Source organism: Candidatus Pedobacter colombiensis (assembly GCA_029202485.1).
Classification (GTDB): Bacteria; Bacteroidota; Bacteroidia; order Sphingobacteriales; family Sphingobacteriaceae; genus Pedobacter; species Pedobacter colombiensis.
In genome coordinates this window covers 1,605,681-1,623,564 of record CP119313.1, presented here as the reverse complement: position 1 = coordinate 1,623,564, position 17,884 = coordinate 1,605,681, and the positions used below count along the sequence as shown (strand labels likewise).

18 protein-coding genes are annotated in these 17,884 nt (G+C 39.3%); 14 read left to right on the top strand and 4 right to left on the bottom strand.

The annotated features are described in order from the left end of the window. Positions 1-8: 8 nt before the first annotated feature. Both zwf and pgl read left to right on the top strand, forming a co-directional pair. Positions 9-1,520 (top strand): glucose-6-phosphate dehydrogenase, encoded by a 1,512-nt coding sequence (zwf, locus tag P0Y49_06865; GenBank protein ID WEK20856.1) that lies wholly within the window; start codon positions 9-11, stop codon positions 1,518-1,520. Next, the gene (pgl, locus tag P0Y49_06860) at positions 1,520-2,245 is read left to right on the top strand and encodes a 6-phosphogluconolactonase (protein ID WEK20855.1); all 726 of its coding nucleotides are present in this window, start codon (positions 1,520-1,522) and stop codon (positions 2,243-2,245) included. Before zwf ends, pgl begins: the two co-directional genes overlap by 1 nt. A gap of 88 nt (positions 2,246-2,333) precedes the next feature. Here the strand turns inward: pgl and P0Y49_06855 are convergent, their stop codons facing one another. Next, positions 2,334-2,510: a hypothetical protein gene (locus P0Y49_06855; protein WEK20854.1), complete on the bottom strand. Its 177-nt coding sequence runs from the start codon at positions 2,508-2,510 to the stop codon at positions 2,334-2,336. A 216-nt stretch (positions 2,511-2,726) separates the two neighbouring features. Here P0Y49_06855 and P0Y49_06850 point away from each other — a divergent pair, with 216 nt between their 5' ends. Both P0Y49_06850 and P0Y49_06845 read left to right on the top strand, forming a co-directional pair. Continuing rightward, on the top strand, positions 2,727-3,275 hold the full coding sequence (locus tag P0Y49_06850) for a sigma-70 family RNA polymerase sigma factor (GenBank protein ID WEK20853.1): 549 nt from the start codon (positions 2,727-2,729) through the stop codon (positions 3,273-3,275). A 42-nt stretch (positions 3,276-3,317) separates the two neighbouring features. Then, the gene (locus P0Y49_06845) at positions 3,318-4,556 is read left to right on the top strand and encodes a DUF4974 domain-containing protein (GenBank protein WEK20852.1); all 1,239 of its coding nucleotides are present in this window, start codon (positions 3,318-3,320) and stop codon (positions 4,554-4,556) included. A gap of 47 nt (positions 4,557-4,603) precedes the next feature. Here the strand turns inward: P0Y49_06845 and P0Y49_06840 are convergent, their stop codons facing one another. Both P0Y49_06840 and P0Y49_06835 read right to left on the bottom strand, forming a co-directional pair. Then, positions 4,604-4,966, bottom strand: coding sequence for a hypothetical protein (locus P0Y49_06840; protein ID WEK20851.1), 363 nt, complete (start codon positions 4,964-4,966; stop codon positions 4,604-4,606). A gap of 669 nt (positions 4,967-5,635) precedes the next feature. After that, a complete protein-coding gene (locus tag P0Y49_06835) occupies positions 5,636-6,250 on the bottom strand; it encodes a hypothetical protein (protein WEK20850.1) in 615 nt (204 codons plus the stop codon). A 312-nt stretch (positions 6,251-6,562) separates the two neighbouring features. On the opposite strand from P0Y49_06835, the gene P0Y49_06830 reads away from it, so the two are divergent. The 5 genes from P0Y49_06830 (at position 6,563) to P0Y49_06810 (ending at position 12,758) form a co-directional block, all read left to right on the top strand. Next, positions 6,563-8,032 (top strand): PLP-dependent aminotransferase family protein, encoded by a 1,470-nt coding sequence (locus tag P0Y49_06830; protein ID WEK20849.1) that lies wholly within the window; start codon positions 6,563-6,565, stop codon positions 8,030-8,032. 451 nt (positions 8,033-8,483) lie between these two features. Next, positions 8,484-10,004: a hypothetical protein gene (locus P0Y49_06825; GenBank protein WEK20848.1), complete on the top strand. Its 1,521-nt coding sequence runs from the start codon at positions 8,484-8,486 to the stop codon at positions 10,002-10,004. Between the two features lie 26 nt (positions 10,005-10,030). Beyond that, a complete protein-coding gene (locus P0Y49_06820; GenBank protein ID WEK20847.1) occupies positions 10,031-10,804 on the top strand; it encodes a hypothetical protein in 774 nt (257 codons plus the stop codon). A gap of 18 nt (positions 10,805-10,822) precedes the next feature. Next, a complete protein-coding gene (locus tag P0Y49_06815; protein ID WEK20846.1) occupies positions 10,823-11,773 on the top strand; it encodes a gliding motility-associated C-terminal domain-containing protein in 951 nt (316 codons plus the stop codon). A 1-nt stretch (position 11,774) separates the two neighbouring features. Further along, positions 11,775-12,758 (top strand): type IX secretion system membrane protein PorP/SprF, encoded by a 984-nt coding sequence (locus P0Y49_06810; GenBank protein WEK20845.1) that lies wholly within the window; start codon positions 11,775-11,777, stop codon positions 12,756-12,758. Here the strand turns inward: P0Y49_06810 and P0Y49_06805 are convergent. Continuing rightward, positions 12,738-13,079: a hypothetical protein gene (locus tag P0Y49_06805; GenBank protein ID WEK20844.1), complete on the bottom strand. Its 342-nt coding sequence runs from the start codon at positions 13,077-13,079 to the stop codon at positions 12,738-12,740. The genes P0Y49_06810 and P0Y49_06805 overlap by 21 nt on opposite strands. Before the next feature lie 122 nt (positions 13,080-13,201). Here P0Y49_06805 and P0Y49_06800 point away from each other — a divergent pair, with 122 nt between their 5' ends. The 5 genes from P0Y49_06800 (at position 13,202) to P0Y49_06780 (ending at position 17,884) form a co-directional block, all read left to right on the top strand. Then, a complete protein-coding gene (locus tag P0Y49_06800; GenBank protein ID WEK20843.1) occupies positions 13,202-14,341 on the top strand; it encodes an NAD(P)/FAD-dependent oxidoreductase in 1,140 nt (379 codons plus the stop codon). Next, a complete protein-coding gene (locus P0Y49_06795; protein ID WEK20842.1) occupies positions 14,335-15,051 on the top strand; it encodes a methyltransferase domain-containing protein in 717 nt (238 codons plus the stop codon). Before P0Y49_06800 ends, P0Y49_06795 begins: the two co-directional genes overlap by 7 nt. Further along, the gene (locus tag P0Y49_06790; protein WEK20841.1) at positions 15,048-16,100 is read left to right on the top strand and encodes a type III polyketide synthase; all 1,053 of its coding nucleotides are present in this window, start codon (positions 15,048-15,050) and stop codon (positions 16,098-16,100) included. Before P0Y49_06795 ends, P0Y49_06790 begins: the two co-directional genes overlap by 4 nt. Positions 16,101-16,176: 76 nt before the next feature. Beyond that, positions 16,177-16,623, top strand: a complete 447-nt coding sequence (locus P0Y49_06785; protein ID WEK20840.1) for a beta-hydroxyacyl-ACP dehydratase — start codon at positions 16,177-16,179, stop codon at positions 16,621-16,623. After that, the gene (locus tag P0Y49_06780) at positions 16,616-17,884 is read left to right on the top strand and encodes a beta-ketoacyl-[acyl-carrier-protein] synthase family protein (GenBank protein ID WEK20839.1); all 1,269 of its coding nucleotides are present in this window, start codon (positions 16,616-16,618) and stop codon (positions 17,882-17,884) included. Before P0Y49_06785 ends, P0Y49_06780 begins: the two co-directional genes overlap by 8 nt.

Genomic DNA, 17,884 nt, shown 5'->3' with positions numbered 1-17,884 from the left:
ACAGTATAATGAAGACAAGTATCAACCTTAACCCAACCATTATTGTAATTTTTGGTGGTACCGGTGATTTAAATTTGCGCAAATTGGCGCCCGCTCTTTACAACCTTTACTCGGATGGTTATATGCCGGATAAGTTTGCCATTATTGGTACGGCCAGAAAAAAGCTGACTGATGAAAAATTCAGACAAACCATCATGGATGGTGTAAACAGCTTTTCAAGATCAGGTAAGGTGAAACAAGACAATTGGGATAAATTTGCCAATCATGTTTTTTACAGTCCGGTTGATGTGGAAGCTCCTGAGACCTTTAGCGAACTAAAAGCAAATATCGAAGCGCATCAGAAAGAATTTGGTCCTACTACCCAAATTCTTTATTATCTGGCTGTAGCTCCAAACTTATTCCCACTTATTGCTAAATGCTTATCTGAATACAAGCTTGCAGGTACCGAAGACAATTGCAGAATCGTCATCGAAAAACCTTTCGGCCGCGATCTGAAAACTGCAAAAGACCTAAACTGCATCTTGACCAGTATCTTCACAGAAAAACAAATCTATCGTATAGATCATTATCTGGGTAAAGAAACCGTGCAAAACATCATGGCTTTCCGTTTTGCCAACTCCTTCCTCGAGCCACTTTGGAACCGTACCTATATTGATCACGTTCAGATCTCGGTAACGGAACAACTTGGTGTGGGCGACAGAGGTGGCTATTACGAAGGTGCTGGTGCATTGAGAGATATGATCCAGAACCACTTGCTGCAATTGCTTTGCTTAATTGGTATGGAAACACCTGTTAATTTTGATGCTGATGAGATCAGGAATAAAAAGGTAGATGTATTGAAAGCGATGCGTCCTTTTGGTCCGGATGACATCCGTTTCAGTACGGTACGCGGCCAATATACCAAGGGCTGGGTTGAAGGTAAAGAGGTACCGGGATACCGTCATGAAAATGGTGTTGACCCTGATTCTAATACCGAAACTTTTGCAGCCATTAAGTTCTTTGTCGACAACTGGCGCTGGCAGGGCGTTCCCTTCTATGTACGTACAGGGAAGCGTCTATTCCAAACTTCTTCGTTAATTACCATTCAGTTTAAGGATGTTCCACACCATATTTTCCCTTCGGCAGTTACTGAGCACTGGCAGCAAAACAGATTGATCATTAGTATTCAGCCTGAAATGAGTATCCGCTTGCAAGTACAAGGTAAAAGGCCGGGATTAGACATGGTACTTAATCCTGTTGATATGGTATTTGATTATAAAGGAACTTATACCACCCAATCTCCTGAGGCCTATGAAACCTTATTGTTGGATGTCATGACCGGTGATCAGACACAGTTTATGCGCGCCGATCAGGTAGAAAGTGCATGGGAATTGTTAATGCCTGTAGTAAACGCATGGGAAACTAAAAAATCATTGAGCTTCCCTAACTATACTGCCGACTCCTGGGGACCGGAAGATGCTGAGGCCCTGATTGCCAGAGACGGTTTCCATTGGTTTACCCTACCCTTAAATAAAGGATAATGAATTTATTAATCTATAAAACACAAAACGAATTATTGGAAGACCTTGCGGCTTATATTATCAAATTAGCTAATAAGTCGATTGCTGAGCAAGGTCGCTTTAATTTTGTACTTACCGGAGGCAATTCGCCAAAGGCTTTATATGAAATGCTGGCTACCACCTATAAGGACAAGATAGATTGGACCAAGGTATTTTTCTTTTTTGGTGATGAACGTAATGTGATGCCAAATCATGAAAGCTATAATGGACTGATGGCAAAAAAAGCTATACTGGATCCACTCCATATTCCTGCAGCACAAATCTTTTATGTAGATACTACCCTTGCGCCAGAAAAAGCTGCTATTGAATATAACAAAGCTATTGTAAAGCATTTTAATGGCGCTGATCTGATCTTCGATCTGATTTTATTAGGTATGGGTGATGATGCACATACGGCATCACTATTCCCTGGGACAAGCATCCTAAACAATGACAATGTAGAGATTGATTCAGTATTTGTAGAAAAATTATCTACTTACCGTATCAGTTTTACGGCCCCACTAATCAATAAAGCAAAAAACATAGCCTTCCTGGTTTTTGGCGAAAATAAAGCCGAAGCCGTGAAGCATGTTATCGAAAGCAAAGAAAAAAATACGGAGCTATATCCTGCACAATTAATTAATCCGATTGATGGTGGGGTTACCTGGTTTTTAGATGAAGCTGCAGCAAGTCAGCTGGAGAATTAAATCCCGGCAGAAGTGAAAATTATTAAAAGCGGTACTGTTTTAAAAACAGACCGCTTTTTTTTAGAGCTGTGCTTACCGCTCTATCAAACTATTTCTTTGGGCGGAACAATTTATCAGCTTCAGTTTTCAGCCTGTCAAGCTTTTCATTTACCTGATTAAACTTCTCTTCAATTAGTGTTCTTTTATCGATAATGCCCTGGAATATATCGATTTCGGCCTGATCCTTAATGAGAAGATTCTTTTTATTCTGACCTTTTTTTTCCATACACTTTGACTTTATTTTTATAAAAATAACGAAAGCGTTATTTACATCAAGTATTCATGTTGTTCATTATTTAAAGGCTTTTATCTCTTCGTTCTAAATTTATTATTTAATAGCCAATATTCATTTATAAAGCTCCGCAATGAACAAAATGAACATGCAGCAAAACTACTGATTCCTATAGTTTTACCGCTTTTAAGATTGAATCCTGAGAAAAATATGAGCGACTACAAAAAATACTCGGACGTAGAGCTGGTCAGGCTTTTAAAAACTTCCGATCATGCTGCTTTCACTGAAATTTACAACAGGTATTTTTATCTATTATATGTACATGCCGTTAAAAAGCTTCAAGACGGCGACCTGGCGAAGGATATCCTCCATGAGCTTTTCACCAAACTCTGGATTAGACGTGAGTGGCCTTTAACAGCCGAAAACCTTATTGGCTATTTATATACGCTAACCAAAAATCGGATACTGGATCATTTTACACATCTAAAAGTAGAAGCAAAATACATCGCTTCCTTAAAAAACTTTATGGCTACCGGTAATGATGGTCGTACTGATGCATTGGTTAGAGAAAATGAGCTTAATACCCAGATTAATAAAGAAATAGATGCCCTGCCCAGAAAAATGCGGGAAATATTTGTGTTGAGCCGAAAAGAGCAACTGACCTATAAGGAGATTGCACAGAAGCTAAATACCAATGAAAATAATGTTTCCAAGCAGGTAAACAATGGTATTAGAATACTTAGAAAAAAATTAAGTTAATTCTTTTCATTTGTTCTTCCTATTTGGGTATAGATCTTCGTTATGCGTGAAACCGATAAGAAAAAAAGTAAAATGGACAATAAAGACCCCAAAGACTTACTCCTTAAATACCGGTCCGGAACCTGTGATGAGGAAGAAAGAATCCTTGTCGATAATTGGTATGCCACCTATAATATGGATGTGGCTGATGTTTCATTTGAAGAAGCTGAAGCAGCAAGGCTGGAGGTTTTTAAATTGTTGCCTAAACCAAACAGACCCAATAAAAACTTGCTTTGGTCTTGGCTTTCCGGCGTAGCAGCAGTCAGTTTATTGATATATGGTGCTTCCACTTTATTCATTAAAGAAAAGGTTCCAAAACCAGAAACCTATACCAATGATATAAAACCAGGCTCTAATAAAGCTATCCTTACTTTAGCGAATGGCAAAACTATTGATTTAAGTAATGCGAAGAATGGTGAACTTGCCAGCGACAAGGGTGTGGAAATTATAAAAAAGGCCGATGGCCAGCTACTGTATAAGTTTAATCCAGATGCAGTTCATGCTGTCGAACCCGGCTTGATGGATTCTCTTCAGTTGAAGGTTAATGGAAAGCTTAGTCCTGTAAAAGATGCTCCTGGATTAAATGTAATGGTCACTCCAAAAGGAGGTCAATACAGCATTGTCCTACCGGATGGCACCAATGTATGGATCAATGCCGGGTCTACGCTTAGATTCCCATCTTCTTTCTGGGAAATGCCGGAACGTCGAGTATATCTGTCTGGCGAAGCTTACTTTGAAGTCAGACAAATCAAATCTGTATTAAACATGCAGCGCAGAGCCAGAAAAATACCATTCATTGTACAAACCGATAAGCAGGAAATAACTGTATTGGGCACCCATTTCAATATCAACTGCTATAACGATGAACCAAATATTAAGACGACTCTTCTTGAAGGATTGGTTAAAGTCTCCTCAAAAGGAGGAGACGCCATCCTCAAACCCGGAATGCAGGCCATTAACAATGGATCCACTCTACAGATAGCCGAAGTAGACACTGATCTTGCTATAGCCTGGAAAAATGGAGAGTTTGCCTTTATCAACGAATCACTTGAAAACATTATGAAGCAAGTTTCAAGATGGTATAATGTACATGTTGTTTACAATGATGAACAAATAAAGAAAAAGAAATTTGGAGCTTTTGTCTCAAAGTTTAAAAATGTATCGGAGCTATTGCATATGATAGAATTGAACGGTGAAGTCAAATTCAAAGTTCAAGGAAATAAGATTACTGTTATGAAGTAAGTTAAAAATGGGAAAGTTGGTAAGGCCTTGGGCGAAAATCCAGGGCTTTATTTGTTTAAATAGGCCTCCTTCTCCTTCAGCAATCGTATGATCTCCTGTTGCTGCTGAAGCAGCTCTTTGGTAAACTTCAACTCTACAGTAAGGTTATCTATTTTAGACTGCCATTCCTTAGTTTCTTCCATGCGAAATCCAGCAATAGGCTCTTTATCATCATAATAAGAAAACAGATTATATTTCAGCTCTCTGCTCAAGGTCAGGAGTAGCTCAGAATCTATCGTGGAGCGCTTATATATATCCGATACGTTCTGTTTGGTAGAATTGATCATTTTACCAATCCCAGAAGGTTTAAGATTCTTACTTTCAGCAATTTCCTTTACAAACTCCCCAATTGATTTAACTTTATTCTGCATTGACAAATCTTTTCAAAAAGAGGGGGATATGCTATTCACAAGAGTACAATTTTATTTTTCGATTAGTAAAATTATAATTGCCATTTAGAGATAAAATTGTAAAAAACAGGAAGTAAAAGTAAGGTCATATCAGAAGTGGGCGCTAGCAATTGAATTATTTATAAGTGCTCATTATGTAATTTAGCCTATAAAAAAATACCAGAGCCTTAACAACTCTGGTATACCTTAAAAATGAAGCAGCAACAAAAAATTAAAGCGATAAGTGCGTATACCTTCCCATCTTCCTGGTTTGCAATAAAAGCCCTGCTAAAGTGAACAATATACCTATCAAATTGATGAGCAATTGGAACGGCCAACTCATCGTAAGCCAGGTATTGTCACAAGTGCATGGTAAGTTAGAACCAAAGTTTAATACAGAGCAGAGATAAAAAGTAAATATAAAGAATATACAAAATGAAGCATAAAACCCTTCTAGTCGTCTTTTTGGCATGAACAACAAACTGGAAACCATAATTTCCAAAACCGGGATTAACCAAACCAAGAGGGTTGAATAATGATCTAAAATGGGTAATCGATTCAGTTGATAATTAAAATCATAATAATTGATTAACTTACTGAATCCTGAATAAGCAAAAAGCAATGCCAGTGTGTATGAAATAACAATTCTGGTCATGAGGTTACAAATGTGAGGTGATGTCTTTTTAGTTGATTATGGTACCCCTGTCTGGTAAGTCCAACATGCATGGCAATAGCATCTTTACCGGCTACATTGATAAACAAAGGATTTTCTTTTTCAAACTGTAATACTCGCTCTAATGGAGGCTGATTTAAAAGCTGATTACGACGATGATAATACATTTCGTTACACGCAGAAATATTCTGCACCTGCTTTTCTAACTCTGGAAATTCAACCATCAGCTTAAGCAGATCTATGTAAGTAATAGAAAGCAAATCGCCAGGTTCCAGCACTTCAAGATAGTCTGTTCTAAATTCCTGGTTCAACAAACTGGAACTGTTAAGGATAAATTCCTTACGTCTCCAGATGCGAGTCCCCCATTTACATTGTTTATAGGGACAAAAATAATAAGCCTGTACCATGGCCTCGACAGAGAACCACAGCCGGCCCTCGAAATAAGGGCCGGGCAATTCCAATAGCTGAAATTTTATGGCCTTGTGTAAGGAACATAAATCGTACAGACTGTTGATTAGTTTTTGAGAGACTGTTAGCTGATTAAAAGCTGGCAAAATTAATTCATCGATAAGTTGTTTTTTGTAGAGATTCATAGGTTTGAGGAGGTTAAGTTTCTTTATTAATGCGCTTCTTTTGAAGCGCAGAGAGCGGGATCAGATATGATCGGGATCCCGATAGAAATAGATCCAATAGAAAGTATATTTTTTTGATGATTCATCATTTTAAATAAAGTATCCAAAAAATAAATAGTGTTAAAAGCTAAATAAAGATCACCAGTTAAAATGAAAATATTTGAACCCAATTGTGGGATTTTCAGTGAATTCAATTTTGCTCATCGTTTTTCTAATCTTTTAGTTTACATTTGTTTAACTAACCATTACCCTCTTAAATAATGCTTTCAAATCATGAAAAACAAGTACACCTTTGATTGGCTGATTCCTAATTTGAATAATGCTAAATGCACCAGCCAAATTGTAGATTTTATTATCCAGGCGATTTCCTCAAAGGAGCTAATGGCTGGGGATCTTATTCCCCCTTACAGAGCACTTGCTAAGATTAATAAGGTTAGTGAAAGCTCAGTTAGAAGAGCATATACCAAGCTCATAGATACCAACTGGCTCACCAGTGCCAAGGGCTCAGGAACTTCTGTTTCATTAACCAATCCTTCCGAAGATCTTACCCCTCGCACCTCTGGTTTCACAGAGCGTTTTTCGGCAGGTATGGCTATTAAGAATAAGGATGCACAGTCAGAGAAAAAAGTAGATCAACCTTTTAGTGGCGTTGGTACTGATTTCCCAAGTCCGGCCTCCTTTCCGGAAGAAAAATTTTCTGAATATTATACCCGGTTTCGTACAGCCAGTAAAGCTTTGAGCCAGGCCGAATTACTTATGGAGTATGAAGCCTTATATTTGAAAGATGCTATAGTCCAAAACTTAAATCGTAAACGAGGTTTTGGTTTGAAGCACAACATGCTGGAAATAGTCCATAGCAGAAAAAGTAGCCTGAACCGAGTATTTAAAGTACTGCTTAACCCAGGTGATGTGGTGATCAATACTTCTCCCCATGACATAAAACTCGCAGCAGCATTGGAAAAACATGGCGCAAGAGTATATACACTAAACCGTAAGGACCCTGATTTTATAGATAGATTTGACCAAATACTACAGTATACCGCTGTGCGGGCAATACATATCCGTCCACAATGTAGTTTTCCGGAAAGCTATGCATTAAGCGAAGCGGACTGTAATAGATTGATTGAATTAGCAAAATATCACCGGGTCTGTATTATTGAAGAGGAAGACGATCATGAATTTTGGTATGGCAATGAACCTTATAGGTCTCTGGCCCGCTACAACCACGGTGGTTTCGTAATTTATATGGGTGCTCTAAGTAAAGCCACACCAGATACAACCGCACTTCGGCTTGTAGTAGCCTCAAGCCAGTTTATGACCGAATTCCTGGCCCTACCCAGACAGTCTATAGAAAGCCGGGATATAATTAAAGAAAAAGCGATAGCTGAAATGATCAAAAATGGCGACATGGCAGAATACGCCCGTGAAATCAGATTGAAATCAAGGGCTTACCGCGATCAGCTGCACTTGATCCTTTCCAACCATTTACATAAATACATCAGCTACGAAATACCCCAAAACGGCTTAACCTTTTGGCTAAAATTTGATGACAACATTGACCTGAATGTCGTGCTCAACAAACTGGATATGATGGGCATCACTGTCCCCTATCATCCCAACAACCACAAAACTAAAGACAAAGTGAACCATATGATGCTGGGGTTTGGCGCCTTCGACATCCATGAAGCCGAAGGTGGTGCCAGTATGCTGGGGCAGATCATCTCGGGTTTACACCCTAAATAAGTTATATCACTACCTTATTGCTTCTATAGTGCTTCCATTATGCGTGGATACCTGCGTCAGAGTTGCTGCGCAGCACAGACAGGGTTGACTCGGTATAATAACACAATCAACCCCGTTTCAATACCGACTCAACACCGAGTTAGAACCCTCGTAGGGCTCCTACCACACTGGAAGGAATAAGGACTCACTCCGAAACCAACCACTAGCAGGCATCTCCCTTCCATTTACGACAATGGTATTGTCTTTACACTGAATTCGAAAGGAATAAACTGAACAAAATGAACAAAAAATGGGTTGCTATTGTAACCTAGTTTTGAACGGGATAATGAAAAAATAGCCTTAACACATTAAAAAAGACTGTTTTCGGAACTTTAATTACGTGTTCATGCTCTCGTTCAGACTTAAAAACACATCCGTCAAACGTTCTATTTTACTATTAATTTTAATAGTAATGACTACTGGTATAGAACAGGTTAAAGGACAAAAAACTTACGCTACAATTGTCTCCAAAACAGGAACCGGAGTTAGCCGTGAAGATAAAGCAAAAGCTACAGATCCAACAATACAACCAACATTATCTACCCCTTATGCAAATATTAATATTTCAGGAACCCCAGGAGTATTGGGGGGTAGTGCTAACAGTGCGAGTATTACGCTTTCTTTCCCCTCCATACCTGCTGGAAAGTTTGTATATGTAAGAATTGCAAATAATACACTTTCAGGAGGAGGTGGCTCTTTTAAAGCAGAGGCCGTAAATGGCTCAACAGTTGTACCAGGAGCCTCAAAACTAACTATTGGACCGGATGGTTTTACCTATTATGCTGTCAATGCCTCAGGAACATTTACCGGTGTACAGATTACAGCTACCGGTAACGGCGGACTTTTAGGATCTACTGGAACGGCAAACATAGATATACTTTATGCATTTTATAGTACCGCAGATTGCGGCATAACACTCGGCACTGACTGGTCAGCAGGAACATTAGGTGGCACAGTAAACAATCCTCAATTGGCAATTGATGGGAATCCAGATACATACTCTACAATGGCTCCCAACCTTTTACTAAGTTATGTAGATCAGAATTTTTATTTCCCTGAATCATCAACCAATCCGGTAACGCTAACAGTATCCGCACCGCCAAAAACAGGACTATCTCTCGGATTATTAAATAATATAATCATAACGGCCTATAATGGTGCTTCTGAAACAAAAGTATGGGAAACTGGAGCCGGTAACCTTTTATCCTTGGATTTATTAGGGCTCCTTGGGAATGGAACACCAACCACTTTTACCATATCACCGAATGTACCTTTTGATAGGATTAAAATAAATTACGGGTCTGTAGCAAATCTATTTTCTGAGTTCTATATCCGTGAAGTAATTAGAACTCCTGACAAACCTAAATTTACTATCCCCACGCAGCAGAATATAACCATTTGCTCAGGCACCCAGGCAACTTTTACACCTGACGCACCAACATCAGGAAATGAACTTAGATGGTATAAAAAAGCTACAGGTGGAACACCGACAATCGGAAACTCTTATACAACCAGCAACTTAACAGCTACAGATAGCATTTATGTAGCTATGGCAAAAACAAACTGCTCTGGGGAATCAGAAAGAATTAAGATGAAGATTACAATCAACACTGTGAATCCAGGAAGTATTGGTACAGTGCAAACAATTTGTGCTGGTACAAAACCAGCAATGCTTACCAATGTTGCTACAGGAACCGGTAATGGAACGGTAACTTATCAGTGGCAAAAATCAACTAATGACAATACACATTATGCAAATATCAACGGAGCAACAGCTCAAACTTTTACAGAAAGTTTAATCCTCACCCAAAATACTTATTACAAACGCCTAGCAACAGCTACCCTTAATGGAGTTAGCTGCTCATCAGATAGCAATGAAATTCTGATCACAGTCCATCCCAAACCTCCAACTCCTTATGTATTAATAAACTAATTAAATAAACCCTTAAACTTTAAATTATGAAAACGAAAATTACCACTTTCCGACTGCTAACCATCGCATTTGTATTGTTTACACTACCTATCAGTGCTTTAGCTGATTCTTACCCACTTTATTTATGTGGTGATGGAACAGCAATTTTAAAACCCGACGCTACAACTACGGCAACATTAAAGGCCGGAGATAAGGTTGTTTGGCAGGAATGGACATCTGCGGATCAACCAATGGGTTCCGCAACAGAAGTTCCTGTCGTTACAAATGGTGTTGCTCCTGATTTCCAGGTAGGTGGAGCAGCCTTAAGTAAAGGTGAACATCGTTATAAAGTTTTTATAAAAACAGCAGATGCAACAAGCTGCTCCGGAGATGTATCACCAGCACTTACGCTCTATAATCTGCCCGATGCATCAGTATCATTGGGATCTCCTTCACAAGGTTCCTTCTGTCAGGGTGGTTCAAATCCAACAGTCCAATCTTCAATAGTTACAGCAACTGCAACCACTATTGCTACTGCGTTGACTGATGTTAGCTATGAATATACCTGGACAGCAACAAAAAACACTGTTGCCGTAGGAGATTTATCAACTATTGGAGTTCAATCTGGAAATACATTTACATTAAATAACCTTGCTGATGCAGGGACATATGTATTAACTGCATCCATTAAATACGTTGTTGCAACAGGGACTGGAAAATTAAATTCCGGGGATAATAAAGGTTGTGTAAAAACATCAGGAGCTTCATCATCAATTGTTGTTACGCCTAAACCGGCTACCCCAACTATCACATTTAACTAAAAGGATTAAAACGTATTCATGTTTAACAGAAATATAGGTTTCGTAACCAGTCTGCTGTTGCTTAGTGCAACGGCAGGCTTTGCGCAATCTAATGGTTCCATCCAAACAGTGAACCTCCCTCCCGGAGCTACACTGAAGGCAAAGGCCAATTCTGTTAATGCCGTTTCCTTTCAATGGATAAAAGATGATGTAGCCATTACCGGTGCTACATCGGCTGATTATACGATCATACTTCCCGGAACTTACAAGGTGGTATCGTTCAATTCTGCCGGTTGTGCTTCGGATATCTCTGCTCCCATCATCGTAAATATCGGTTCCGCTACATCGCTTACTGCTGATCTGATGATCAACAAAAATTCGGAATCGAGATCAGTAACTATCAACGAAACTTTTGAATACCTGATACAGGTAAAAAACAATGGTGCCGACAATGCAACACTTGTAAAAGTACAAGATGTATTACCCGAAGAGCTAACTTTTGAACAACTCATCACCCCGGCATTGGGACTTGCAAGATATAACCAGGGCAACAGAACCATTTTATGGGAAATCAGCCGGCTAGATAATGGTCAAATGGCCAATCTGAAGATTAAGGTTAAAGCCATAAAAGCCGGGATCATCAGAAATACAGCTACTGTAACTGCTCAGGAAGCCGACCCTAACCTACAAAACAACACATCTACAGATAGTAAATCAATCATAGGAATAATCATTCCGAATGTTTTTACACCAAACGGTGATGGCTTAAATGATACCTTCCAAATACCGGGACTGGAACTTTATGAAGCCAACGAGCTGACCATAGTAAACCGCTGGGGCGGCACAGTTTACAACAAAAAAAGTTATCAAAACGATTGGGCAGCCACAGGACTTAGCGAAGGCACTTATTTCTACTTGTTAAAAGTAAAAACTGCCGGAAACAAATGGGAAGTTTATAAAGGCTATGTAACTGTACTTAGAAGCAAATGATATGAAGAAAATTATACTTATACTTTTTATCTTCTGCTCATTATCAGAGACCAAAGCGCAGCTAGACAGCCAGTACTCGCAATATCTATTTAATGGCATACACATTAATCCTGCTTATGCAGGATATAAGGATGATATTTATGTACAATCCTTTTATCGCGCTCAATGGGAAGGCATTAAAGGTGCGCCTAAAAGTTTCTCTGTTTCCGCTGACGGTGCCTTTAATGATGGTAATGTAGGTTTAGGATTAATCCTTTCCAATGATCAGCTGGGTGCCCAAAGTTACCTTACAGCTTATCTAAACTACGCCTACCGCATCAGGATGGGCGACAATGAAGCCTCCCAACTTGCTTTCGGGATTGCGGGTGGAATAATACAGCTTGGATTGGATGGAAATAAACTGGAAGGTTATATGCCTGGCGATGGCTTGATACCTGTAGGCTCACAAACCAATACCGTGCCCGACGCGCGTTTTGGAATTTATTATGCCAACGAAACCTATTTCGCCGGTTTATCAGCAACCAATGTTCTGGCAAAATATATGGTAAAAAAGAATACAGAAAATATGATGGTACCTGTTCCGCAGCCACACTTTTACTTTACAGCTGGAGCAATATTCTCCTTAAATGAAGACATGAGGATTAAACCATTGCTCTTGCTAAGGGATGATAGTAAAGGGCCTTCTTCCTTAGATTTAAATGCTTTTATATTATTAAAAGAAAGTCTTTGGATTGGTGGCTTTTATAGAACTTCGTTCGACCTTTACAAAAAGAATTACCTGCAAAGTGGATTGACTAAGCAAAATGCCATTGGTGCCATTCTGGAGGTTTTTGCCACTAAAAATTTACGAATCGGATATTCCTACGATTACTCAATTAATAAATTACGCGATTACAATTCTGGAAGCCATGAAATATCTGCCGGGTTTTACATTAATCGTAAAGACGCAAAAAGAAACAGGCAGTTAAGGTGTTATGATTTTTAAATTCTTAAATTCAGCTTCGTAATGAGTTGTAATATTTATTTTTTCCAGTGTAGAGAATATATTTGTAACATTACCGGATACTTCTGTAGCTTTTAGAGAAAGATCATCCAATCTTGCCTCTACCACATCAAGTCTTTCCTCTATCCGATCTAGTCTTGCTTCTACCAAATCAAGCCTTTCCTCTATCCGATCTAGTCTTGCTTCGATCCGATCAAGCCTTTCCTCTATCCTATCCAGTCTGCCTTCGATTCGATCGAATCTTTCATCCATCCGATCTAGTCTCCCTTCTATTCGCTGAAGTATTTCTATTAATTCTTTCATAATTATCTTTACACTAAACAAATGTAATTAATTAATTTTTAAAAATAACCACATGTAGTAATTTTTGCGATAAAATATTTACAAAGGATAAAACAGAACATAGAAATAAATGTTTCTTTGATATGATAGAAACCCCCGGATATAAAAATGTTATCATAATTGTGGGAGGAGGCTTGGCCGGACTAGCCTGTGCACTCCATTTACGAAAAGCAGGTTTTGAAGTTACTTTAATCGAAAAAAGCACTTATCCACACCATAAAGTATGTGGCGAATACATCTCTAATGAAGTACTACCCTATTTACAATGGCTGGATGCAGATCCATTGACACTAGATCCACCCCTCATCAAAAAACTCATTATCTCATCAAATTCGGGTAAAATCATTGCCTGCGATTTACCCTTGGGTGGTTTTGGTTTAAGCCGGTTTGAACTGGACAATTTACTATACAAAAAGGCCCTGCAAAATGGATGTACTCTAATTACAGATCGTGTTACTGACATTACTTTTAACAACAATAAATTTGAAGTAAACACTGATACTCATGGTGTGCTAAACAGCGATATTGTAATCGGAGCCTATGGAAAAAGGTCGGCTATAGATCAGAAACTCGCCCGTCCTTTTATATTAAAAAAATCCCCATGGCTGGCTGTAAAAGCCCATTATAATGGCGATTTTCCTGACGATCTGGTAGCGCTTCATAATTTTAAGGGCGGCTATTGTGGCGTATCAAAAGTAGAACACAATCGCATCAATATATGCTACCTGGCAGATTACAATAGTTTTAAAGCCTATAAAAACCTCCATGATTTCCAGGAAAATGTGCTTTGTAAAAACCCACATCTACATAAAATATTTGACAATAGCACTTCGCTATTCGAGCATCCACTTACCATAAGCCAAATTTCATTTGAGAAAAAAGAAGCGATATATGAACACGCTTTAATGATTGGCGATTCTGCAGGCTTGATCCATCCACTTTGCGGTAATGGCATGGCAATGGCTATTCACAGTGCAAAATTTTGTGCAGAGCTTACCATAAATTACTTAAATGGTAATATCCCTAACAGGACTTTACTGGAACAAGAATATGTGAAGGCATGGAACCGCCACTTTAAAAAACGTCTGCTGATGGGTAATTTTTTATCAGAAATGATCAGAAAAGAAAAACTTTTTGGGCCAATGCAGCGTCTATTGATTAGCTTCCCCTCGGCGCTACCTCTAATCGTTAAAATGACACATGGAAAACCTATCGTATGTTAGTAGATACCAGCCGCAGAAGCGATGATCCTGAATTGATGGACGACTTTTTATTGGAAGGAGAAGTATTAAGAAAAGCGCTAGACAAAATTGCCAGCATAAATAGGTTATTGGGCGGTAACAAAGTTACCTTGCAAGGAGTAGAATGGTTGCTTAAATCTAAATCATCGGATACAGTTGAAATCACCATTTTGGATGTAGGTTGTGGAAACGGTGATATGTTAAGGGCCTTATCAAACTATGCCAGAAAAAAAAAGCTGAACTTGAAACTGGTTGGGATGGACGCCAACTATTTTACCATTAAGCATGCAGAACAATTATCGGCCAATTATCCAGATATCAGTTATGTGTGCGCAAATATTTTCGAAGAAATTAAACAAGAAAGGCTTTATGATGTTATCCTTTGTACTTTGACATTACATCATTTTAAAGATGACGAGATCAAAACACTTATGAGTGGCTTAAAAGAACAATCGGCATTGGGAATTGTGGTAAATGATCTGCACAGAAATGTACTGGCTTATTACCTTTTTACAGCCCTTTGTTTTGTTTTCAGACTCAATCATATGTCGCGGAATGACGGATTGGTATCTATATTAAGAGGTTTTAAAAGACAGGAACTCCACGACTTTTCTAAACAGTTAAGCTTTAACAATTACGTCCTTAAATGGAAATGGGCGTTCCGTTACCAATGGATAATCCGGACGATATGAGCGTAAAAATCAAGACTGTTTCCAAACTGACCCCGCAATATTCGAGAAGTACAGCAGATATACTTCCCTATCTGGATATCTGGTTAAAAGATCAGGAGCCTCGTTTTATAAAAAAAGTAAAAAAAATATTTGAGCAGGCGGCCGTCGATAAAAGGTATTCCATCATGCCACCGGAGGAGGTATTTCGCCAGTCCTCATTTGAAGAAAAAAACAACATTTACATCAGAGAAGGAATTAAATTGGGGACCTCCTGCCTGCAACAAGCTATGGAAAAAGCAGGATGGCAGCCACACGAACTAGATTATATCATTACGGTAAGCTGTACAGGCATCATGATTCCTTCCATGGATGCTTACCTGATCAATGCTTTAAACCTACGACAAGACATTGTACGGCTTCCGGTAACAGAGATGGGCTGCGCAGCAGGAGTTTCAGGGATCATCTATGCCAAAAACTTTTTAAAAGCAAATCCAGGCAAACGCGCCGCTGTTATTGCCGTAGAATCACCTACGGCTACTTTTCAGCTTGATGATTTTTCGATGGTTAACATAGTAAGTGCAGCGATTTTTGGAGATGGAGCTGCATGTGTTTTGCTCTCCTCCGAAGAAAAAGATGAGGGTCCGGAAATCATTGCTGAAGAAATGTATCATTTTTATAATGCCATACCGATGATGGGCTTTAACTTAACCAACGGGGGCCTGCAAATGGTACTAGATGTATCAGTACCCGAAAATATTCAAGAGCACTTCCCGGATATCATCCACCCTTTTTTGGAAAAAAAAGGATTGAAGATTGAAAATATTAATCATTTAATATTTCATCCAGGTGGAAAGAAAATTATTGACACAGTTGAAGTGTTATTTGGTAAATTAGGCAAAAATATAAACGAGACTAAAAACATTTTAAGGGAATACGGAAATATGTCGAGCGCAACGGTATTGTACGTACTGGAGCGCTATATGGAGGAGCCACTGGGAACTGGAGAGCTAGGTCTGATGCTGAGCTTTGGACCAGGGTTTTCGGCGCAAAGAGTATTATTGAAATGGTAAACTTTTTATTATCAAACGACAATACAACAAGAATAAATTTTAAAAGTAATAATTTAAGAACAACAATAATTTTAACATGAACAAAACAGAGATCTTAGCGCACTTACCTTACACGAAACCATTTTTATTTGTAGATGACCTGGAAGAGATTGACGAAAACGGTGTTAAAGGCTCTTACACTTTCGATGCAGATCTTGATTTTTATAAAGGTCATTTTAAAGACCATCCCGTAACACCAGGTGTAATTTTAACCGAAACCATGGCCCAAATTGGTTTGGTTTGTCTGGGTATATATTTATCAGGAAGTGCTGAGGGTGGTATGCCCGGCCATGTGATGCTAACATCAACGGCTATAGATTTTATGAAACCTGTTTTTCCGGGAGAAAAAGTAACGGTAACCGCACAAAAAGTATATTTCCGTTTTAAAAAGCTGAATTGTACAGTACAAATGACCAATGCGGCCGGAGAAGTAGTTTGCAAAGGGACAATTGCCGGAATGGTAACCAATAAAATGAATGGCTAAACGTGTAGTCATAACCGGTATGGGTGTTGTAGCACCAAATGGAGTTGGCTTAACTGCATTTACGAAAGCTATTAAACAAGGCGTATCGGGTATTAAACACGATCCGGAATTAGAAAGACTACAGTTTTCCTGCCAGATTGCAGGAAAACCGAAACTATCCGATGAGCTGATTGCCAAATATCTAACCGATTTAGAACGCAGAAATTTTAACAGTAGTGGAATCCTGTATGGAATTATCGCCGGCATGGATGCCTGGCAGGATGCCAACCTGCCAATCTCCAATGCAGATGATGCCGACTGGGAAAGCGGAACCATATTTGGCACCGGCACGTCGGGCATTGACAAATTTAGGGAGGCCATTTACAAAGTTGACGACCTGCAGGTACGCAAATTGGGCAGTACAGTGGTGGTACAAACCATGGTCAGCGGCATTAGTGCTTACCTGGGTGGTAAGCTTGGCCTGGGTAACCAGGTAAGCAGCAACTCATCGGCCTGTACAACGGGTGCTGAAAGCATTTTAATGGCTTATGACCGCATTAAAAGCGGTCAGGCAACCAGAATGCTTGCAGGCAGCACAAGTGACAGTGGCCCTTATATATGGGGTGGCTTTGATGCCATGAAAGTTTGTACATTTAAACACAACCACGAACCTGAAAAGGGATCAAGACCAATGAGTGCCAGCGCCAGTGGCTTTGTACCGGGCAGTGGCGCAGGAGCTTTAGTCTTAGAGTCGCTGGATAGTGCCCTGGCCCGAGGAGCCAATATCTATGCAGAAATATTAGGAGGCAATATCAATTCGGGCGGACAGCGGGGCAGCGGTAGCATGACAGCGCCGAATGCGGTTGCTGTGCAACGTTGTATACAAGCTGCATTACACAGCTCTGGCATCACTGCTGATGCTGTAGATGTCATTAACGGGCACCTTACGGCCACAAGTAAAGATGCACTCGAAATACAAAATTGGGCCGCTGCCTTAAATCGCAATGCTAAAAATTTTCCCTACGTCAACAGCTTAAAAGCAATGATTGGGCACTGTTTAAGTGCTGCCGGAAGCATTGAATGTATAGCATCGGTATTGCAGTTACAACATGGCTTTATTTTCCCTTCGGTAAATTGCGAAGACCTAAACCCTGAAATAGCTCAACTGATAAATAAAAATAAGTGTTCACAGCAAATAATTCATCAAAACATTGATATATTAGCTAAAGCAAGCTTTGGTTTTGGTGATGTTAACGCCTGCATTATCTTTAAAAAGTACTAA